The sequence below is a fragment of the Anoxybacillus pushchinoensis genome, assembly GCF_900111795.1.
Lineage (GTDB): Bacteria > Bacillota > Bacilli > Bacillales > Anoxybacillaceae > Anoxybacillus > Anoxybacillus pushchinoensis.
The window spans coordinates 1-20,874 of the sequence record NZ_FOJQ01000016.1; the positions used below are offsets into that span (position 1 = coordinate 1).

General features: G+C 43.7%; 15 protein-coding genes, 1 pseudogene and 1 riboswitch. Of the genes and pseudogenes, 11 read left to right on the forward strand and 5 right to left on the reverse strand.

Annotation, left to right across the window (positions count from 1 at the left end; genetic code table 11):
* Nucleotides 1-257: pseudogene (locus BM213_RS06230) on the reverse strand (IS1380 family transposase); the annotation flags it as partial.
* 222 nt (nt 258-479) lie between these two features.
* On the opposite strand from BM213_RS06230, the gene BM213_RS06235 reads away from it, so the two are divergent.
* Nucleotides 480-1,343, forward strand: a complete 864-nt coding sequence (locus BM213_RS06235; RefSeq protein WP_091702143.1) for a fumarylacetoacetate hydrolase family protein — start codon at nt 480-482, stop codon at nt 1,341-1,343.
* Nucleotides 1,344-1,365: 22 nt separating this feature from the next.
* Here the strand turns inward: BM213_RS06235 and BM213_RS06240 are convergent, their stop codons facing one another.
* Nucleotides 1,366-2,583: an ornithine--oxo-acid transaminase gene (locus BM213_RS06240; protein ID WP_091702057.1), complete on the reverse strand. Its 1,218-nt coding sequence runs from the start codon at nt 2,581-2,583 to the stop codon at nt 1,366-1,368.
* A 132-nt stretch (nt 2,584-2,715) separates the two neighbouring features.
* On the opposite strand from BM213_RS06240, the gene BM213_RS06245 reads away from it, so the two are divergent.
* Together BM213_RS06245 and BM213_RS06250 are read left to right on the forward strand one after the other, a co-directional pair.
* Complete coding sequence (locus tag BM213_RS06245; protein WP_091702059.1) at nt 2,716-3,072, forward strand: YisL family protein; 357 nt, start codon at nt 2,716-2,718, stop codon at nt 3,070-3,072.
* A gap of 110 nt (nt 3,073-3,182) precedes the next feature.
* A complete protein-coding gene (locus BM213_RS06250) occupies nt 3,183-5,126 on the forward strand; it encodes an EAL domain-containing protein (protein ID WP_091702146.1) in 1,944 nt (647 codons plus the stop codon).
* Here the strand turns inward: BM213_RS06250 and BM213_RS06255 are convergent.
* Entirely contained in the window at nt 5,120-5,641 is a 522-nt protein-coding gene (locus tag BM213_RS06255; protein ID WP_091702062.1) for a DUF2777 family protein, read from the reverse strand. The genes BM213_RS06250 and BM213_RS06255 overlap by 7 nt on opposite strands.
* A 126-nt stretch (nt 5,642-5,767) precedes the next feature.
* Here BM213_RS06255 and asnB point away from each other — a divergent pair, with 126 nt between their 5' ends.
* Entirely contained in the window at nt 5,768-7,618 is a 1,851-nt protein-coding gene (gene asnB, locus BM213_RS06260; RefSeq protein WP_091702064.1) for an asparagine synthase (glutamine-hydrolyzing), read from the forward strand.
* A gap of 34 nt (nt 7,619-7,652) precedes the next feature.
* Here the strand turns inward: asnB and BM213_RS06265 are convergent, their stop codons facing one another.
* Nucleotides 7,653-8,996, reverse strand: coding sequence for an MATE family efflux transporter (locus tag BM213_RS06265; RefSeq protein WP_091702067.1), 1,344 nt, complete (start codon nt 8,994-8,996; stop codon nt 7,653-7,655).
* Between the two features lie 122 nt (nt 8,997-9,118).
* Between BM213_RS06265 and BM213_RS06270 the strand changes: the two genes are divergently transcribed.
* Nucleotides 9,119-9,967, forward strand: a complete 849-nt coding sequence (locus BM213_RS06270) for an AraC family transcriptional regulator (RefSeq protein WP_091702070.1) — start codon at nt 9,119-9,121, stop codon at nt 9,965-9,967.
* Here BM213_RS06270 and BM213_RS06275 read toward each other — a convergent pair.
* Nucleotides 9,951-11,714 (reverse strand): alpha-glycosidase, encoded by a 1,764-nt coding sequence (locus BM213_RS06275; RefSeq protein ID WP_091702072.1) that lies wholly within the window; start codon nt 11,712-11,714, stop codon nt 9,951-9,953. The two genes, BM213_RS06270 and BM213_RS06275, sit on opposite strands and share 17 nt — an antisense overlap.
* A gap of 282 nt (nt 11,715-11,996) precedes the next feature.
* On the opposite strand from BM213_RS06275, the gene BM213_RS06280 reads away from it, so the two are divergent.
* From BM213_RS06280 to BM213_RS06305, 6 genes are all read left to right on the forward strand, one after another.
* Nucleotides 11,997-13,289 carry an extracellular solute-binding protein gene (locus BM213_RS06280; RefSeq protein ID WP_091702075.1) on the forward strand — a complete coding sequence of 431 codons (1,293 nt, stop codon included), beginning with the start codon at nt 11,997-11,999 and terminating at the stop codon, nt 13,287-13,289.
* A gap of 112 nt (nt 13,290-13,401) precedes the next feature.
* A complete protein-coding gene (locus tag BM213_RS06285; RefSeq protein ID WP_091702078.1) occupies nt 13,402-14,685 on the forward strand; it encodes a carbohydrate ABC transporter permease in 1,284 nt (427 codons plus the stop codon).
* Between the two features lies 1 nt (nt 14,686).
* Nucleotides 14,687-15,529 carry a sugar ABC transporter permease gene (locus BM213_RS06290; protein WP_091702082.1) on the forward strand — a complete coding sequence of 281 codons (843 nt, stop codon included), beginning with the start codon at nt 14,687-14,689 and terminating at the stop codon, nt 15,527-15,529.
* A 95-nt stretch (nt 15,530-15,624) separates the two neighbouring features.
* Nucleotides 15,625-17,142, forward strand: a complete 1,518-nt coding sequence (locus BM213_RS06295) for an alpha-amylase family glycosyl hydrolase (RefSeq protein ID WP_091702085.1) — start codon at nt 15,625-15,627, stop codon at nt 17,140-17,142.
* 18 nt (nt 17,143-17,160) lie between these two features.
* The gene (locus BM213_RS06300; RefSeq protein ID WP_091702087.1) at nt 17,161-19,488 is read left to right on the forward strand and encodes a glycoside hydrolase family 31 protein; all 2,328 of its coding nucleotides are present in this window, start codon (nt 17,161-17,163) and stop codon (nt 19,486-19,488) included.
* 16 nt (nt 19,489-19,504) lie between these two features.
* Entirely contained in the window at nt 19,505-20,539 is a 1,035-nt protein-coding gene (locus BM213_RS06305; RefSeq protein WP_091702090.1) for a LacI family DNA-binding transcriptional regulator, read from the forward strand.
* 90 nt (nt 20,540-20,629) lie between these two features.
* Nucleotides 20,630-20,810, forward strand: a riboswitch (cobalamin riboswitch).
* The last annotated feature ends 64 nt before the right edge of the window (nt 20,811-20,874 follow it).

Sequence of the window (20,874 nt, forward strand, 5' to 3'; positions counted from 1 at the left end):
GATGTCGAAAAGATATCGTCCTGACGATACGCTTCGATATGATCAAAATCCGTTTTTCCTGTGGCAAGCAAGCCGATCATCGAGCGAATGACGTCGCTATGGGAAATGTGCACATCTCGACGAACCGTTGGGAGCCGAAGGGCGTTTACTCGCTTATCCAGCTTCGTTTGGTGCAGTAAGTAGCCCACGAGAGCAAGCCCAGCACTTGGAGTAATCGCTTCATCTGTCAATACAAACCGAATCGGGAAATCTTTCATCACATTCACCTACTTGATGAAGAGTCGTCAACGTCGTTTTCCCTTATCGTATCAACGGTTTGCGACCATTGTAAAGATGTTTTGTCACGGATTCAGGTATTATACATATTCTGAAGAAAAAGGAAATAGTATAATGTGCTGAAAAATATTTTTTTACACAGGAGTTGACACATGAAAGAGAGAAAAATAATGATGTTCGATCATATGGAAGGGGATGAGGATATGAAATTTGTTACAGCGTATGCAGGATCTGATGTGTTTGTTGGAGTTGTACATGAAAACGTGATCGTCCATTTATCGAGGGCAGATGAAACGATACCGAATACGATGATCGAATGTGTAGAACTTGGTGAATCGTTCATTGAAAAAGTGGAACGTGTGCTTCAAAACGTGCATCCGGAGTGGACGTATGCGCTTTGCGACGTACAGCTTCTTGCTCCGATTCCGCGTCCGACGAAAAATATTTTTTGTATCGGGAAAAATTATGCGGATCATGCGCAAGAAATGGGCAGTGAGGCTGATCGGGAAAATATAATCGTATTTTCAAAAGCGCCAACGGCGGTCATCGGGCATGAGGCGGACATTTTACGCCATGCGGATGTGACCGATCAGCTCGATTATGAAGGAGAGCTTGCGATTGTTATTGGGAAAAAAGGGAAAGCGATCCCGAAAGAACAGGCGCTCCATTATGTGTTTGGTTATACAATTATAAACGATGTAACAGCGCGCGATTTACAAGAAAGACATAAACAATATTTGCTCGGCAAAAGTTTAGATACATCATGTCCGATGGGACCTTGGATCGTTCATCGTTCCGCTATTTCGGATGCGCATGCGTTACATATCGAAACGAAAGTCAATGGTGAAGTGAGACAATCGGCAACGACGGCACAATTTATTTTTGACATTCCGACGATAATCGCAACATTGTCGAAAGGGATGACGTTAGAGCCGGGCGACATTATTGCGACAGGAACACCAGCAGGAGTCGGAAAAGGCATGACGCCTCCGCGCTTTTTACAGTCGGGTGATGTGATTGAAATAACGATTGAACAAATTGGAACGTTGCGCAATCGGGTAAAGTAAAAAGCTGGGATACCCCAGCTTTTTACTGTTCAAACACTTTTTTCACTTTTTCGATTGCCCAGTCGAGCTCTTCTTTCGTAATGACGAGCGGTGGTGCGAAACGAATGACTGTATCGTGAGTTTCTTTACATAATAGTCCTTCTTGTTGTAGTTTTTCGCAGTACGGACGGGCAGGTACGTGCAGTTCGACGCCGATGAACAATCCTCGTCCACGCACTTCTTTAATGTCAGGATGATTGATTTCGCGCAATTTTTCTTGGAAATATTGTCCGAGTTCGAATGAGCGTTCTGGCAATTTTTCTTCTACAATTACATCTAGTGCAGCGATCGATACTGCGCAAGCAAGCGGGTTACCGCCGAATGTTGATCCGTGCGATCCCGGATTAAATACGCCAAGAATGTCTCGGTTTGCCGCAACGCACGAAATTGGGAATACACCGCCACCAAGCGCTTTGCCGAGAATGTACATATCTGGTTCGACGTCTTCCCAATCGCACGCAAACATTTTACCAGATCGACCAAGCCCTGATTGAATTTCGTCGGCGATATATAATACGTTATGTTGTTTACATACGTCATATGCGGCTTTCAAAAATCCTTCTGGTGGAATGTTAATGCCGGCTTCTCCTTGAATCGGTTCAAAAATAAAAGCGGCAGTATGCGGTGTGATCGCTTGTTTGAGCGCTTCGACATCTCCAAACGGAATGACTTTAATGCCCGGAAGCATTGGACCGAATCCGCGTTTATATTCTGGATTGGATGACATCGATACAGCTGTCATCGTCCGTCCGTGAAAGTTATCTTCACAAACGATAATTTCCGCTTGATCTGCTGGAACGCCTTTTACGTCATACGCCCAGCGGCGCGCCGCTTTCACTGCTGTTTCTACCGCTTCGGCACCTGTGTTCATCGGCAAAACCATTTCTTTTTTCGTTAGCTTTGCGACTTTTTCGTACCACGGACCGAGCTGATCGTTATGGAACGCTCGGGAAGTTAACGTAATTTTATTCGCTTGATCAATAAGCGCCTGCACGATGCGCGGATGGCGATGACCTTGGTTGACCGCAGAGTAAGCGCTCAACATATCCATATAACGATTGCCTTCTGGATCTTCTACCCATACTCCTTCGCCTTTAGATAAGACGACTGGAAGCGGATGATAGTTGTTTGCCCCGTATTTTTCTGTTAGCTCGATAATTTGTGTTGTTTTCAAGTTGATCCCTCCCACTTGGATGCTCATATATATAACATACTTGAAGTGAATATAGAAAGTAAATAGAAAAGGTGAGCGTTTTCTTTTTCAATTGTCCGATCCCGATCGACGTGTTATTATAGATTCATATATGAAATGGATAGAGAAAGGAGAATGACGATGACACATGCACATATTACAACGTGGGTCGTTGCGCTCATTTTATTTGTCGTGGCGATTGCGTTGCAAGCGAAAGGGAATGAAAAAACAAAAATGGTGCATATGATGTTGCGTTTATTTTACGTATTAATTATTGCAACAGGTGCATGGATCTTATATACCATGTCTTCGTTTCCGGCTCTTTATATCGTCAAAGTTGTTGTCGGTTTATGGGTAATCGGAGCGATGGAAATGATTCTCATTCGGACGGCAAAAGGAAAAAATACGAACGTGCTTTGGCTTCAATTTATTACTGCGTTTGTCGTTGCGCTATATCTCGGATTTAAGTTGCCGTTTGGTTTCTCTTTCTTTTCATAAAGTTGGCATATTTGCCAACTTTTATATTTTTCTACTATATAAAAATGTGCTATAATATAAAATGATTAAAAATTCTAAAAAAAGAGAAAGGAAGAGTGGGAAAAAAGGGGATGAAATTATTTCAAACGGCTTGTAAAACGTTTGCTGATTGGGAACGGTGGGTAAGCGACTATCGTTTATATGAGTACGAGCAACTAATGCTTTTCATTTCTTCGCTCTCTCCTTCGTTTCGCATGCAGTTGAACCGATACATACAACAACATTTGCCCCAAGCGCAGCTGTTTCCGATGATTGGGGATTCATCGGAATGTGCAGTCATTTGTGCGCTTGTTTTTGATGAATGTCGCGCAGACTTAGACGAGATGCGTCAAAAAATGAAAATATCTGAACAGTATTATCGCTCATTATTTGAACATAATCCAGATATTGTATATTCAACGGATTTAGAAGGTAACTTCACAAGCGTCAATCCTGCGTTCGAACGAGTTTTCGGATATAAAGCAGAAGAAATTTTGCATACAAACTCGCTTAGCTATATTAAAAAAGAGGATATTCCGCGCGTGCGCCGCTATTTTTATCGCGCATTAAAAGGGAAAGTACAGCAATACAATTTGGAAATTCCAGCGAAATCGGGGGAAGTATATTTATTTCAAATAAAAAACGTCCCGATTATTGTTGACGGAAAGAAGGTTGGCATTTACGGCATCGGGCGCGACATTACTGAACAAAAGCGCGCGGAAGAACATATTCAATATATTGCCTATCACGATATAGACACGGGGTTGCCGAATCGGCTGCAATTTACAAATATCGTGAAAAACGCCATCGACAAAGCGAAAGAAACAGGCGATACACTTGCGGTTTTATTTATTGATATGGACCGCTTTAAAATGGTGAACGATACGATCGGTCATTACGGTGGGGATGAAATATTAAAACAAATGGCAGAGCGAATAAAAAACGTCTTGCCGAAAGGTGCGCACATCGGTCGTTTCGGTGGAGATAAATTTAGCTTACTGTTCACAAAACAAGTCGATGTACAGACGGTTGTCGATTGGGCAAAAAAGCTGCTGCAACATATTTCCATCCCGATTGTGTACGAAGAAAAAGAGTTTTTTTTAAGCGCAAGCATCGGAGTGAGCTTTTATCCAACAGACGGCATCGATGCGCAGTCGCTGTTAAAACATGCGGATACGGCCGTCAATCGCGCGAAACAAAAAGGCGGCAACGGCGTGAAGTTATACGCTACAAAAATGAACGAACAAGTGCTTCATCGCCTAGAACTTGAGCGATATTTGCGGAAAGCGCTCGAAAAACAAGAATGTTTTCTCGTCTATCAGCCGCTCCTTGATTTAATGACGGGAAAAATTATCGGGAGCGAAGCGCTATTGCGCTGGAAACACCCGAAAATCGGATTTGTGTCTCCGCTTGAATTTATTCCGATTGCAGAGGAAATCGGATTCATTCATGAGCTCGGGCGTTGGGTGTTAACGGAAGCGTGCACGCAAACGAGAAAGTGGCACGACCTCGGTTTTGATTCGCTTATGATTTCTGTCAACGTCTCAGCAACCCAATTTCAACATGCGACATTTTTTGAAGATGTGCAGCAAGCGCTGAAGCAGTCGCAGCTTCCCGCTCATTGTTTACATTTAGAACTTACAGAAAGCTCGATGTTACGAAATATGTATTACAGCATTCACGTGATGAAAAAGCTTCAACAGCTTGGTGTGCAAGTGTCTATTGATGATTTTGGCACAGGTTACTCCTCTTTAAGTTATTTAAAAGATTTGCCGATCAATACGTTAAAAATTGACAGGTCGTTCATTTACCAACTTCATCAAGATCGTTCGGACATTGCGATTGTGAAATCAATCATTACGATGGGGCACGGCTTGCGCCTAAAAGTTGTCGCGGAAGGCGTCGAAACGGCTGAGCAAATGAAGTTATTAAAACGATTAAAATGTCATTATGCCCAAGGGTATGCGATTTTTAAGCCGCTTTCTGCGGAACAATTTGAACAACAAGTGTTACAAGGGAACGTGGTCATTCAATAATCGAGTTGGACACCGATCACTTTTTTCCCTGTTTGCAACGTCAGTTCAAAGCGATGTTGTTTTTCGTCAAAATAATGTTGGACGTTGCACATGTCGAGCGAGTTATCGAACATAAGGAAATTCACCCCTTTTTCAGCAAACAATATATAGTTGTAACAATACAAACAGTCGTATACTGAGAAATTCCATTCGTTTATTAAATGAATGAAATGAAAAAACGCGTGATCAGGTAGCTGAGAGAGCCATTGTTCGTATGCGTGCGGCAGCGGCTTTACGTAGCGAAGACGATCACCGTTTTTTAATGTATATCGTTCAGTCACGTACACATCTCCATCTTCGCCAAGCCACCCTTTGATCCATTGACCGAAGCGAAACAGTTCCACTTCTTCTGGCAAATGTGCGAGCTCATGCGCTTCATCTTCTTCGTCAAAAAACACCCATTGTTCATTTATTTGTTCGACGACACCGTATATATAAGCACGTTTTTGTGCGCGCAATGATTTGAGGCGATCCATTGTCATTCAGCTCCTTTTGTGTCAATTCCTTTCGTACGCCATTATAGACAACTCATCATTTATATAAACGATGCATAAAATAAAAGCATGCTTCACACTTGTTCACAACAGAAGGGAATGATTGACGTGTGCGGAATTACCGGATGGGTTCATTTTGAGCGTCAGTTGCGCCAAGAAAGAGATGTTGTTCTCAACATGGCCAATACGCTTTCATTTAGAGGACCTGATGATACAAATGTTTGGATGGACGATCATGTCGCATTTGGGCATAAGCGGCTTGTTGTCGTCGATCCAGCAGGCGGTGTACAGCCGATGACGCGAATGAAAAACGGCTATAGCTATACGGTTTGTTATAATGGGGAGCTTTACAATACGGAAGATATTCGGAAAGAGCTATTGAAAAAAGGATATACGTTTCAAGGGCATTCCGATACGGAAGTGTTGCTTACAGCATATATGGAATGGCGGGAACAATGTGTCGATCATTTCAACGGCATTTTTGCATTTGCTGTTTGGGATGATGAGCGACGCCATTTATTTTTAGCGCGCGACCGATTAGGTGTCAAGCCGCTTTTTTACCGCCATGAACAAGGAGAGTTTTTATTTGCATCGGAAATCAAAGCGATTTTATCACATCCGAACGTCCGAGCAGAAGTTGACCGCGAAAGCTTGTGCGAAATTTTAGCGCTTGGACCGTCGCGTACACCAGGACATGGCGTGTTTCGGACGATTCATGAGCTACGTCCGGCACATGCGATGATTGTCGCAAAAGATGGTGTGCGACAGTGGCGGTATTGGAATGTAACGAGCGCACCGCACGTTCATTCGTTTCATGAGACGGTTGAACATCTTCGGACATTGCTGACAGATGCGATTACGCGCCAACTCGTTTCCGATGTACCTGTTTGTACGTTTTTATCCGGGGGAGTAGACTCGAGCGCTATTACGGCGATTGCTGCCAAGTCGTTTGAAAAAGACGGAAAAGGAGCACTTCATACGTATTCGATTGACTATGAGGAGAATGAACAATATTTTACAGCAAACGTCTTCCAACCAAATAGCGATGGTCCATGGATTAAACAAATGAGCGATGCGTTTCAAACCGTTCATCATACGTGCGTCATCTCTCAACAACAGCTAGCCGACTATTTGACGGAAGCGATGATTGCGCGCGACTTACCGGGGATGGCTGATATCGATTCGTCGCTTCTTTGGTTTTGTCAACAAATTAAACAACAGTTTGTTGTTAGTCTCTCTGGAGAATGTGCTGACGAAATTTTTGGCGGCTATCCTTGGTTCCATAGGAAAGAAGATTTAGAGCGAGACGGATTTCCGTGGATGCGGTCGTTAAATGAACGGTTTCGACTTTTAAACGAAACTTGGCGCGAAAAACTTCCGCTCCATGATTATGCGTATATGCGGTATAAAGAAACGCTTCGTGAAGTTCCTCACGCAGATGGGGAAAGCGGAGAAGAAAAACGTCGCCGCGAACTATTTTATTTAAATATGATTTGGTTTATGACGACGTTGTTAGATCGAAAAGACCGCATGAGCATGGCGGCGAGTTTGGAAGTGCGCGTGCCGTTTGCTGATCATCGTCTCGTGGAGTACGTATGGAACATTCCGTGGGAGATGAAAATGTATAACAATCGCGAAAAAGGGATTTTGCGCAAAGCGCTCGAAGGATTGTTGCCTCATGACGTATTATATCGGAAAAAAAGCCCGTATCCGAAAACACATCATCCGCGCTATACAGAAATCGTAGCCGGACGTTTACAAACGATTTTAGCGGATCGCTCATCCGTTTTATACGAGCTGTTTGATTCACAGCAATTGCAACAATTAGTCGAAACAAAAGGACAATCGTTCCGCATTCCATGGTTTGGTCAGCTTATGTCTGGACCGCAACTTTTAGCATATCTCATTCAATTTCACGAATGGTTTGAGCATTACAATATTCAGTTAAAAGAAAACTGAGAAAACCCGAACAACGTCGTCGTTGTTCGGGTTTTTAAGCTGTCGCTTCCTTTTTGATGAACGATTTCGTGCGCCATACGTTTGATTTCCAGCGCCAATAGACGAGCAGTCCGCGCAGCCATTCGTCCGCGGTAAACGCGAGCCAAATACCTACTAAACCGAGATCGAGCTGAATGCCGAGCACGTAAGCGAGTGGGACGCTCACTCCCCACATGGAAGCGATGCCGATGTATACCGGAAATTTCACATCGCCAGCTGCACGGAGGGAGTTAATAATGACAAGGTTGAAAGAGCGCCCCGGCTCAAGAATCATCGTCAGCAAAATAAGCGTTCCGCCTGCTTCAATCATACGTTTGTTGCTTGTAAAAATAGAAAATAGATGATCGGAAAAAAGAGAAAACAAGGCGGCAGCTGTAAACGAAATGATGACGGCGAGCCGCAAACTTTTTAAACAGCGAGCATACGCTTCGTTAAAACGTTGTGCCCCGACGAGATGCCCGACGATAATTTGCGTCCCTTGCCCGATCGCGACGCTAAATAAAAAAATGAACATCATCAAGTTTTGTGTATATACTCTTGTCGTTAACGCTTCTGTGCCGAGGAGAGTAATAAAATACGTGATGACAAGCTGCGACGTATTGTAAGCGACATGTTCGCCGGCAGATGGAATGCCGATTTTTAATAATTGTTTGACGTAAGCAAATGAAAACGCCTCTTTTGATAACAGTGGGAGCGGGTGTGGGAGACGTTTCATGATGAGCAAAAATCCAATGACAAGCCCGATCATGCGGCTGATGGTCGTCGACCATGCGACGCCTTCTACCCCTAAAACAGGCAAGCCAAACGGCCCGAACAATACGAAATAGTTGCCGATAATGTTTAATATATTCACTCCGATGGTGACGTTCATAATATCTTTCGTAAAACCGTGGCTGCGCAAAATCGCCCCAATCGTCATAATGATCGCTTGCACAAATGAAAAACCGCCGACAATGCGCAAGTAGGCGTGCGCATCAGCCGTGAGTTCGGACGGAACGTTCATAAGTTGAAGGAGCCAGTTACCCCCGACAACAAGCGCAAAGCTTAACATGAGACCGAATAATACATTCGCCCAAATCGAAACAGCGCCAATACGGGACGCTGTTTTTTCATCGTTTGCCCCGGCGTATTGTGCAATTAAAATAGACGTGCCGGTTGCGACAAAACCGAACATAACAATGAACATAAATAACAACTGGTTCGCGACGCCGACTGCCGCTACTGATTCATCGGAATATTGACTGAGCATAAACGTATCGGCGTTGCCTGTTAACATATGAAGCGTTAATTCAATAAAAATGGGCCAAGTGAGCGCAAATAACGAAAACTTTTTTGCCAAAGAAGACAACCCCTTTACGATTTCCGACTTGCAAACTGTTTTCAGTTTAACGGATTGTTATAATGGAAAAAAGGGAAAAAGACGATTATTTTTGTACATTTCCGACTTGAAGGAGGGGGCTTATGTATATATCGTTTTCCGTTCCGCCATTTCCCGTTTTTATTAAAGGTGGCCAGGCGATGTTTCGCAAAGGAATGAAACATTTTCGGCGCACGTTTTCAGTATTTGACTTTTTATATGTACAAAAAGGAACGTTACATATGACGGAACAAAAGGAAACGTTCGTTGTTCGTGAAGGAGAATACGTCATTTTACGCCCGGGTTTTGAACATTATGGGCATGAGCCGTGCGAGGAAGATACGCATTTTATTTGGATTCATTTTTCATTGCCACAATACGATCGCGTGGAAAAAGAGCCGTATGGCTGGGGCGATATTATTGAGAGAGAGGCTACATATGTCGATTATGCGCAATATCGTTTGTTTATTCCGCAATATGGAAAGTTGAAACAAGCGGGGATGGAGTCAATGCTTCAACATATCGTCCGCGAGCAACAAACGCCGGACCATTCGTTAACGCAACAGTTGCTATTTGCTCAATGGATCGTTCAGCTGCAAAAACAAACGCTTCATATTCCGACAGCTGCCGAGCATGTATGTGCAGAAGCGATGGAATATATTCATCAACATTACAGAGAGCCGTTTAACATGGAGCATCTCGCTTATGCACTTCGCCTTCATCCAGATTACATTTCTCGCTGCATGCAAAAGACGATTGGAATGAGTGCGTTGCAGTATGTGAACGACTATCGGATCAACATTGCGAAAAAAAAATTAGCCGCGACGAACGAAACGATCGCGGCTATTGCGAAACAAGTTGGGTTTGAAGATGGCGCTTATTTTTCACGCGTATTTAAAAAAATGGAAGGGATGACCCCGAGCGAGTATCGTCGTTTTATACAGCGGACGTAGGCTGTACAAGTAGCATGAGAAATCCGTACGGCTCAATTGTCATCGTTTGCTTTGTAAGGAACTCGTTCGTCCAAAGATTTGTGATCGTTTTGTCTTTAAGTGAAAATGGAACGGTCCATGTAAGCGGTGTTTCCGCATTGTTTAATACGCAAACGATCGTCTCATCGTCGTATGTTTTGACATAAGCGATATGATTCGTTTCATCGTTTGTTTCTAACACATGAAATTCCCCAAATCGCAAGGCGCGATATTGTTTGCGCAACGCAATGAGCGTTTGTACGTGCGTAAATAAATCGCGGTCTTGCTTTTCTTTTTCCCATACCATACATTTGCGACAAAGCGGATCTTGCCCGCCTGTTAAGCCGATTTCATCTCCGTAGTAAATGCACGGAGAACCGCTGAAAGAAAGTTGGAACACGAACATGAGCTTTACTTTTTCTTTTCGTTCGTCGCACGTAGTTAATATGCGCGGTGTATCGTGGCTGCCGAGCAAATTAAAGGCGACTTCATTGACGTTTTGCGGATAGCTATGCAACACGTTTGTCATCGTATCGGCAAACTCGTTTGCGCGCACGTTCCCTTTCGCAAAATAATTGAGCGCTCCGTTTGTAAATGGGTAGTTCATGACGGCATCGAATTGATCTCCGCGCAACCAAGGCATCGCATCGTGCCAAATTTCACCGAGAATGTACACATCCGGTTTGATCGCCTTCACCGCTTGGCGAAACTCGCGCCAAAATTGATGATCGACTTCGTTCGCGACATCTAAACGCCAGCCGTCAATATCAAATTCGCGAATCCAATATGTTGCGACATCTAGTAAATATTGTTTTACTTCTCGGTTTTCCGTATTTAATTTCGGCATTTCTGGCACGAACGCGAACGTATCGTAGTTTGGGATCGGTTCTGTTTGAAGCGGAAACTCACGAATATGAAACCAATCTTTATAGCGTGACTTCTCACCGTTTTTTAATACGTCTTGAAACGGAGCGAAGTAATAGCCGCTATGGTTAAATACTGCATCAAGCATGACGCGAATGCCTTTTTTATGGCACTCCTCAACGAGCCGTTTAAACGTTTGTTTATTGCCAAATTGCGGATCGATTTCGAAATAGTCAATCGTATCGTATTTATGATTGGATGGCGCTTTAAAAATAGGAGTGAAGTAAATGCCGTTAATCCCAAGTTCAACAAGATAATCTAAATGGTCGATGATGCCTTCAAAATCGCCGCCAAAAAAGCTTGTAGTCGTCGGTTCAACGCTTCCCCATGGGAGCGTATTTGGCGGGTTTAAGCGCGGATTGCCGTTGGCGAAGCGCTCAGGGAAAATTTGATACCAGACGGTGTCTTTTACCCAAGCGGGCGCGCAAAAGACGTCCGCATGATTTAAAAATGGAAAACAAAAGTAATAGGCAGTATCGTCTGTCGGTGCTTCTTGATAAAATCCTTTTTCTGTATAAATGAGCACTTCGTTTTCCGCATGCAATTCAAAGCCGTACCGCAAGCGACGATAAGGTGGAGCAACAGCGATGAACCAATAATCAAATAAGGCATCTGTTCCGCTTTTTTGCATCGGTTGTTTGTCCCATTGCCATGCGCCATCTTTCCATACGTATGGATCACCAAACAATAAATATACGGCATCAACGTCATTTTTTTTTGTGCGGAGACGAATATGTAACGTTCGTTCATCGTATGCATAAGCAAACGCATCTTTTGGACGATGGTAAATCGCTTCTTTCAACATGTTTCAACCACTCCTCTTATTTTTTTTCATCGCGCAATCGCTTGCGCTTTTTCTCACATGCGCCTCCTCTTCTTATTGAACGGTGCACGGAAGCGTAAACAATGTTTATGTCAAGCGTAAAATGAAACGAATAAAAAAGTCAACATTCATTCAAAAAAAGATAAAAAAAATAGTTGTCAAAACGGAAAATGATTGTATAATAAAGATAAAGATTGTGCAATCGTTTTCACAAAACGACGTAGTGAAAGCGTTTGTATATGTTTGAAAACAGGAGGGGTCGAAATGAAAAAAACGGTATCTATTTTTTCATCGCTTGCATTGCTTGCAGGTGTCATGGCAGGTTGTGGTCCACAAGATGAGGCAAAACCAGCGGAAAACGAAAATGAAGGTAAAACAGAAGTAACGGAAGAAGGCATGCCGCCGAAACCGGAAAAGCTTGTCGTTTGGGAAGACGTGGATCGCGGTGTAGCGTTAGAGCCAGCAATTAAAGCATTCGAAGAAAAGTATGGCATTAAAGTAGAGTACAAAGAAGTTGAAATGGCGACAAAACAGCGCGATCAACTTCGTTTGGATGGCCCAGCAGGAACAGGTCCTGACGTTATTACTGTTCCACACGACCAAATCGGTCAGCTCGTTACAGAAGGATTAATTCGTGAAATTCAAGTCGACCAAGCTGTATTAGATACGTTTACAGAATCTTCTATCGCTGCGCAAATGTATGACGGAAAATTGTATGGACTTCCAAAAGCGGTCGAAACACCTGTGTTCATCTACAATAAAAAGTTGATGGACAAAGCGCCAGAGACGATGGATGAGCTATATCAGTTCTCAAAAGAGTTTACAAAAGGCGACCAATACGGTTTCTTAGCGCTTTGGGATAACTTCTATTTTGCGCACGGCGTCATTGCTGGTATGGGCGGCTACGTATTTAAAAACAACAACGGTGCGTTAGATCGCAATGACATCGGTTTAAATAACGAAGGTGCAGTAAAAGGGACAGAATACATTCAACAATGGTATAAAGAATTGTTCCCGAAAGGTATTATCGGTGAAAACGGCGGTTCAGCGATGGACGGTTTATTCAACGAAGGAAAAGCGGCATCTGTCATGAACGGTCCGTGGGCGTTCCAAGGTATGCGTGATGCAGGTGTCGATATCGGAGTGGCGCCAATGCCAAAATTGCCAAACGGCGAGCCTGTGAAAACATTTATGGGTGTAAAAGGATGGCACGTATCATCGTTCTCGAAACATCCTGAATGGGCAACAAAATTAATTGAGTTTATTACAAACGAAGAAAATGCGAAAAAACGCTTTGAGTTAACGCATGAAATTCCGCCAGTAAAATCGCTCATTGACGATCCGGTAATCACGGAAGACGAAGGAGCGAAAGCAGTCGCAATTCAATCTCAATACGCGATTCCAATGCCAAACATTCCAGAAATGGCAGAAGTATGGGGTCCAATGGCGACAGCGCTTCAGCTTGTAGCGACCCAAAAAGCAGAGCCAAAACAAGCGCTTGATGAAGCTGTAAAAACAATTAAGACGAACATTGAAACAAATCATCCAAGCAACTAAGAAACGAGCGGTACCTCTCTTGTAGAGGTACTGCTTCAACTTTCTATCGTTTGTTTATTCATTCACAATGCAGGTGGGCTCCTCGCAATTGGTCAGAAAGGAGACAAAATCAATGGAAACACCAATGTATCAATCGAATCATCGGAAAGTGGCTCTCGGTTTATCCATTATTCCGGGATTTGGTCAATTGTATAATCGTCAATACGTGAAAGGTATTTCATTTTTTATTTTAGCTGCGTCTTTTCTTATCGTGTTTAAAGATTTGTTAAATATGGGATGGTGGGGGTTATTTACGCTCGGTGAAGTTGTTGGACGAGACCATTCTATTTTCTTGCTTGTTGAAGGAATTTTAGCTGTTATCGTATCTGTTTTTGGGTTAGGATTTTACGCATTCAATTTACGCGATGCCTATAAAAACGGGCAAAAGCGTGACTTAGGTTTGAAAATTAGCTCGCTGCGCGAGCAATATCGTGCGCTCGTTGACAACGGCTTTCCATATTTAATGATTTCACCAGGATTTCTTTTACTTGTGTTTGTCGTTATTTTCCCGCTTATTTTCGTCGTCTTATTGGCGTTTACAAACTATGACTTATATCATTCACCGCCAGCGAAACTTGTTGACTGGGTTGGGTTTCAAAACTTCATTGACTTAGTGAAGCTCGATCTTTGGCGGAAAACGTTTATTAACGTCCTCGCATGGACGATCGTTTGGACGTTTGGGGCAACAACGTTACAAATTGCGCTCGGTATTTTCTTAGCGATTATTGTGAACCAAAAAGATTTAAAAGGAAAAGCGATCATTCGGACCATTTTCATTTTACCTTGGGCAGTTCCAGCGTTTGTAACGATTCTCGTTTTCTCAGGTATGTTTAACGAATCGTTCGGAGTGATTAATAAAACGATTTTGGCGTCGTTAGGCATCGGACCGATTGAATGGATGACCGATCCGTTTTGGACGAAAGTGGCATTAATTCTCATTCAAACGTGGCTCGGCTTCCCGTTCGTCTTTGCGATGACAACGGGGGTATTGCAAGCTATTCCGAATGAATTGTATGAAGCGGCGACAGTAGATGGAGCTTCAAGCTGGCAAAAGTTTACGAAAATTACGCTGCCACTTGTGCTATATGCAACAGCGCCAATTTTAATTACGCAATATACGTTTAACTTCAACAACTTTACCATCATTTACTTATTTAATGGTGGTGGCCCTGCAGTATCTGGGCAAAATGCTGGTGCGACAGACATTTTAATTTCGTGGATTTATCGTTTAACGATGACGTCTGCGCAATATTCGAAAGCAGCTGCCATTACGTTACTTCTTTCCCTCGTTGTCGTATCAGTAGCGCTATGGCAATTTAGAAGAACAAAATCATTTAAAGAAGAGGATATGATGTAATATGGATATGAAAAGACAAAAACTCATTCGGTTGACGTTATCGTATGCCGTTATTTTGGTGATGACGATCATTATCGTCTATCCGCTTCTTTGGGTCGTTGGCTCGTCATTTAATCCGGGACAAAGCTTATCTGGGTCAAAAATGATTCCAGACAACGCCACGCTAGCGCACTATAAAAAATTGTTCGATACATCGCAAAGCGATTATTTGACTTGGTATTGGAACTCGTTAAAAGTTTCGACGTTGACGATGATTTTTTCCGTTATTTTAGTAAGTTTAACGGCGTATTCGTTTTCCCGTTACCGCTTCGTCGGGCGTCAAAACGGATTGATGACGTTTTTAATTTTGCAGATGATCCCAAACTTTGCAGCGCTCATTGCTATCTTCATTTTGGCGCTTTTAACAGGATTAGTTGATACGCATTTAGGGTTAATTCTCGTATACGTCGGTGGAGCCATTCCGATGAATACGTGGCTGATGAAAGGATATTTAGATACGATTCCGAAAGAGCTTGACGAATCGGCGAAAATTGACGGAGCGGGGCATTTGCGCATTTTCTTCCAAATCGTTTTGCCGCTTGCGAAACCAATTATTGCGGTTGTGGCGCTCTTTACGTTTATCGGTCCGTTTGGCGATTTCATTTTAGCGAGCGTGTTGCTTCGCAGCAAAGAAAAGTATACGCTTGCGGTCGGATTGTACGATTTAGTTGCAAAGCAGTTTGGTAGTGAATTTACGACGTTTGCGGCAGGTTCTGTATTAATAGCCGTGCCAATCGCCATTCTCTTCCTTTCATTCCAAAAGTATTTCGTTTCTGGCTTAACGGCAGGTGGAACAAAAGGATGAGAAACGAAAGGAAAGAATCGTTTAGGTTCTTTCCTTTCTTACTATTTCGAGATATATTAACATAAGAAGCTTGGAATGAATAGGAGTGGAATGGAATGAAAAACGTATGGCGTATATGTCTAGCTATCATATTATTGTTTTCCTTTGCTTTGCCGGCAAGCGCAAAAACAGAGCGCACATGGCAAGATGAACGTATTTATTTTATTATGGTTGACCGCTTTAATAATGGGAATCCGAAAAATGACTACGACGTCGATGTGCACGACCCGAAAGCGTATCACGGTGGCGACTTGCAAGGGGTTATTGACAAGCTCGATTACATAAAGGACATGGGCTTTACAGCTATTTGGCTTACCCCCATTTTTGCGAACGAAAAAGGCGGCTACCACGGCTATTGGATTGAAGATTTTTATAAAGTGGAAGAACATTTTGGTACGCTCGATGATTTCAAACGGCTTGTAAAAGAAGCGCATAAGCGCGATATGAAAGTCATTTTAGATTTCGTTGTCAATCATACAGGCTACAACCACCCGTGGCTGAATGATCCTTCAAAAAAAGATTGGTTTCATGAGAAAAAAGACATTTTCAATTGGGCCGATCAACAGGAAGTTGAAAACGGCTGGCTGTTTGGCCTTCCAGATTTAGCGCAAGAAAATCCGGAAGTAAAAGCGTATTTATTTGACGTGGCGAAATGGTGGATTCAAGAAACGGATATTGACGGATATCGCTTAGATACGGTTAAACATGTACCGAAATGGTTTTGGGAAGAGTTTGCAAAAGAAGTGAAGTCCGTGAAGGAAGACTTTTTTTTGCTTGGTGAAGTATGGCACGATGATCCGCGTTACGTAGCGCAATATGGGAAGCTTGGCATCGATGCGTTAATTGATTTTCCATTTTATAAAGAAGCATCAACCATTTTTTCAAACATCGATCAATCGCTCGAACCGCTGTATAACGTTTGGAAGCGCAACGTGGCGTTTTACGACGACCCGTATTTGCTCGGAACATTTTTAGATAATCATGATACCGTTCGCTTTACTCGCTTAGCGTTACAAAATCGCATCAATCCGGTGACGCGCTTAAAGCTTGGCTTAACGTATTTGTTTAGCGCCCCGGGCATTCCGATTATGTATTACGGAACGGAAATCGCGCTTGATGGCGGAGAAGATCCGGATAATCGACGTTTAATGAATTTCCGCACGGATAAAGAGTTAATTGACTATGTGACAAAGCTCGGTGAATTGCGTGAAAAATTGCCGTCGCTTCGCCGCGGTGATTTTGAATTGTTGTATGAACAAGGCGGAATGGCTGTGTTTAAACGGACGTATGAAGAGGAAACAACGCTCATCGCCATTAACAACACGTCAAAAACGCAAAAAGTGACGTTCACTGACGAACTAGAACAAGGAAAAGAGTTGCGCGGCTTGCTTGCTGGCGATTTAGTCCGAAGCAAAGATGGCAAGTATGATATCATTTTAGATCGCGAAACAGCAGAAATTTACGTGTTGGCGCCAAAAACAGGATTAAACATTCCGTTTATTGCGGCGCTTGTAGCGGTGTATGCTTCTTTTGGACTGTTTTTATATTTAGCGCGAAAACGGAAGAGATCATAACGATAGGGGGCGGCATGTATGCTAGAGGAGACGAGCTTTGCGATTCGGCCGACAAATGGGACGAATGAAATAGATGTGTGGCAATCGGTTGGCGATGTGCAAAAAATTGAAGAAAAAAAGCAAATCGTTTCATTTACGTGCGAGAGGGCATCGGGTAAAATTCATTTTTACCGCGACGATATCGTTCGGATCACGATCGATCCATTTGCTCAAAAGTACGCTTCCGTTAGTCCAGCGGTCGTGGCAGCGCCAGAGAAAGTGGCGATGCATGTGCAGGAAGTGGAAAATGGTTGGGAGCTGAAGACGAATGCGTTGACGGTCGTGATCGAACGACGCCCGTTTCGTATAACGGTTTACGATCGAGAAGGGAAGGTGCTTGTACGCGATGTCGAGCCGGTTCGTTTTCAAGCGAAAGGGCGCATACGTTGTGCGCACACCCTCGCTCCGACCGATGTCGTGTACGGCTTAGGTGAAAAGACAGGAGTGTTAAATAAACGCGGAGCGGTATGGAAGATGTGGAATACAGATGTGTATGCTCCGCACAATTTAGAAACGGACCCGCTGTACCAGTCGCATCCGTATATGATGGTGTTAAAAGACGGACATGCACACGGCGTCTTTTTCGATCATACGTATGAAACGACGTTTGACTTACGGTATGAATCGTTTTATACGTTCACGTCAGAAGGCGGTTCCCTCGACTACTACGTGTTTGCCGGCCCGCACCCAAAAGATGTGTTGACGCAATATACGCATCTTGTTGGACGAATGCCTTTGCCGCCAAAGTGGGCGCTCGGTTATCACCAGTCGCGCTATAGTTATGAAACGGAGCAAGAAGTGCGTGAATTAATTGACACATTTCGCAAAAAACATATTCCACTCGATGCGGTATATTTAGATATTCATTATATGGACGAATATCGTGTATTTACGTTCGATCAAAATCGGTTTCCACATCCGAAATCGCTCGTTCAATATGCGAGTGAACAAGGGGTTCGCATCGTTCCGATCGTTGATCCGGGAGTGAAAGTAGATGCAGAGTACGATACGTATCGCGATGGCGTGCAAAAAGATTATTTTTGTAAATATGCAGACGGAACGTTGTTTAAAGGAGACGTTTGGCCGGGGACGAGCGTGTTTCCTGACTTTTTGAAGAAAAAAGTGCGCAAATGGTGGGGCGAACAACATGCGTTTTACACGAGCATCGGCATTGAAGGCATTTGGAATGATATGAATGAGCCGTCTGTGTTTAACGAAACGAAAACGATGGACGATCAAGTCGTTCATGACGGATGGAAAACGCATCGTCAAGTGCATAACATATACGGAATGATGATGACGGAAGCGACGTACAACGGATTGAAAAAACAACTGAAAGGGAAGCGTCCGTTTGTGTTAACGCGCGCCGGTTTTTCGGGCATTCACCGATATGCTGCTGTGTGGACAGGAGACAACCGCAGTTTTTGGGAACATCTTGAACTATCTTTGCCGATGTGTTTAAATTTAGGATTATCTGCCGTTGCATTTTGTGGGGCGGATGTGGGCGGCTTCGCTCATGATGCTCATGGGGAATTGCTTGTTCGTTGGACGCAAGTCGGCGCTTTTTTCCCATATTTCCGCAATCATTGTGCGATTGGTTTCGCCCGTCAAGAACCGTGGGCGTTCGGTGAAACATATGAACAGATGGTGAAGCGATATATTGAGTTGCGCTACGAGTGGCTCCCACATTTGTACACGTTATGTTTTGAAGCATATCAAACAGGTGTGCCGATGATGCGTCCGCTCATGTTAGAATATCCGGACGATGCTGAGACGTGGAACATATCAGATCAATTTATGGTCGGCAATGAAGTTATGATCGCGCCGGTCATGCGTCCGCATACGTTCCATCGCCTCGTCTATTTTCCGAAAGGGCGTTGGATCGATTATTGGACGAAAGAAAAATTTGAAGGCGGCAGACGATATATTGTCGAAGCGCCACTTGATCGGTTGCCGATATTTGTAAAAGAAGGGGCGATGATTGCCCGTGCCGAAGCAAAACAATCGACGTCCATTGCGGACGAACAGTTGACGTTGTATGTGTATGCGATGGAAGAAGGAACATCATCATATACGTTATACGATGATGACGGCACAACGTTTGCATACGAAAAAGGAGAGTATGTGAACATGCATATTCGCGCGACGTTTTCGGACGATGCGGTTCATTTTGAGATAGAACGGGAAGGTACGTACAAACCACCTTGGCAATTGCGTGTCGCATTTGTTGGCGATGTACCGTCTACAATTGTTGTTAATGGAGAACGATGTATCATCGATGAAGCGACAAACACGTTTGTTTTGTAAGGGATGGGGGATTTTTATGACAGTAACGATTAAAGATGTAGCGAAACGAGCGAACGTGGCACCATCGACTGTTTCGCGCGTCATTGCTGACAGTCCGCGCATTAGTGAAAAGACGAAGAAAAAAGTGCGCGAAGCGATGAAAGAGCTCGGTTATCATCCGAATTTTATCGCCCGCAGTTTAGCAAATAAATCGACGCAAGTGATCGGCTTAATTATGCCAAGCTCAGCCGATAAAGCGTTTCAAAACCCGTTTTTCCCAGAAGTCATTCGCGGCATTAGCAAAGCGGTGCATGATCGACAATATGCGTTGCAGTTGTCGACAGGGGAGACGGAAGCGGAAATTTATGAAGGCGTCGTCCATATGGTGCAAGGAAAACGCGTCGATGGGGTGATTTTGCTGTATTCGCGCGCGAACGATAAAATTATGGCGTATTTACAAAAAGAAGACGTGCCGTTTGTCGTCATCGGTAAACCGCATAAAAAAGCGGAGCAAATTACGCACGTGGATAACGATAACGTTCGCGCCGCGCGCGAGGCGACGGAATATTTAATTGAGCTCGGTCATGAACGCATCGCTTTTGTCGGAGGAAATGTAAATCTCATCGTGACGATGGATCGTTTGCTCGGATATGAAAAAGCATTGAAATCGGCTAGTCTTTCGTATCGAAAAGATTACATCGTGCATGAAGAATTTTTAAAAGAAGGCGGCCAAGAGGCGATGAAAGAGTTGCTTTCATTGAAAGAACCGCCGACTGCGCTCGTTGTTGCCGACGATTTGATGGCGCTCGGTGTGTTAAATACGCTTGCAGAAATGGGGCTAAGGGTACCGGCTGATTTGTCGATCGTGAGCTTTAACAACGTGCTTTTATCAGAAATTTCCCGTCCGCCATTAACATCGGTAGACATTAACATTTTCCAGCTCGGCTTTGAAGCAGCAAGAAATTTAATTCAACAAATCGAAAACCCGAATGAGCCAATTAAACGCATCATTATTCCGCATACGCTCGTCAAACGGTTTTCGTGCGATTATTACAAAGCACCTTTTGAATAGGAAGGTGCTCTTTTTTTTTTATAAACAGGCTAGGCGAGAAGAAAAAAATGGTGTATTATATTCTTAACATTCACGCTCTTTGAAAAAAATATATACGATGAGCAAGTACGGTGCATACGTCCGTATGCTTAAAAGGGAAGAACGGTGCAAAGCCGTCGCGGTACCCGCCACTGTGATGGGGAGTTTCGTTGCAATATGCCACTGATTTTTGGGAAGGCGCAACGAAATGATGAACCTAAGCCAGGAGACCTGCCTGCTTGCGATACGTCGGCTGCCTACGGGAATATAGGTGGACGTGCGGAGACGATGGAAAGCAACGGTTGTGAATGCATGAT

What these genes read in the sequence shown, in the direction of transcription:
- BM213_RS06295 (WP_091702085.1), top strand. Translation starts at nt 15,625, where the DNA reads ATGAAAAACGTATGGCGTATATGTCTAGCTATCATATTATTGTTTTCC.
- BM213_RS06235 (WP_091702143.1), top strand. Translation starts at nt 480, where the DNA reads ATGAAATTTGTTACAGCGTATGCAGGATCTGATGTGTTTGTTGGAGTT.
- BM213_RS06305 (WP_091702090.1), top strand. Translation starts at nt 19,505, where the DNA reads ATGACAGTAACGATTAAAGATGTAGCGAAACGAGCGAACGTGGCACCA.
- BM213_RS06245 (WP_091702059.1), top strand. Translation starts at nt 2,716, where the DNA reads ATGACACATGCACATATTACAACGTGGGTCGTTGCGCTCATTTTATTT.
- BM213_RS06290 (WP_091702082.1), top strand. Translation starts at nt 14,687, where the DNA reads ATGGATATGAAAAGACAAAAACTCATTCGGTTGACGTTATCGTATGCC.
- BM213_RS06300 (WP_091702087.1), top strand. Translation starts at nt 17,161, where the DNA reads ATGCTAGAGGAGACGAGCTTTGCGATTCGGCCGACAAATGGGACGAAT.
- BM213_RS06240 (WP_091702057.1), bottom strand. Translation starts at nt 2,583, where the DNA reads ATGAGCATCCAAGTGGGAGGGATCAACTTGAAAACAACACAAATTATC.
- BM213_RS06285 (WP_091702078.1), top strand. Translation starts at nt 13,402, where the DNA reads ATGGAAACACCAATGTATCAATCGAATCATCGGAAAGTGGCTCTCGGT.
- BM213_RS06270 (WP_091702070.1), top strand. Translation starts at nt 9,119, where the DNA reads ATGTATATATCGTTTTCCGTTCCGCCATTTCCCGTTTTTATTAAAGGT.
- BM213_RS06250 (WP_091702146.1), top strand. Translation starts at nt 3,183, where the DNA reads ATGAAATTATTTCAAACGGCTTGTAAAACGTTTGCTGATTGGGAACGG.
- BM213_RS06275 (WP_091702072.1), bottom strand. Translation starts at nt 11,714, where the DNA reads ATGTTGAAAGAAGCGATTTACCATCGTCCAAAAGATGCGTTTGCTTAT.
- BM213_RS06255 (WP_091702062.1), bottom strand. Translation starts at nt 5,641, where the DNA reads ATGGATCGCCTCAAATCATTGCGCGCACAAAAACGTGCTTATATATAC.
- BM213_RS06280 (WP_091702075.1), top strand. Translation starts at nt 11,997, where the DNA reads ATGAAAAAAACGGTATCTATTTTTTCATCGCTTGCATTGCTTGCAGGT.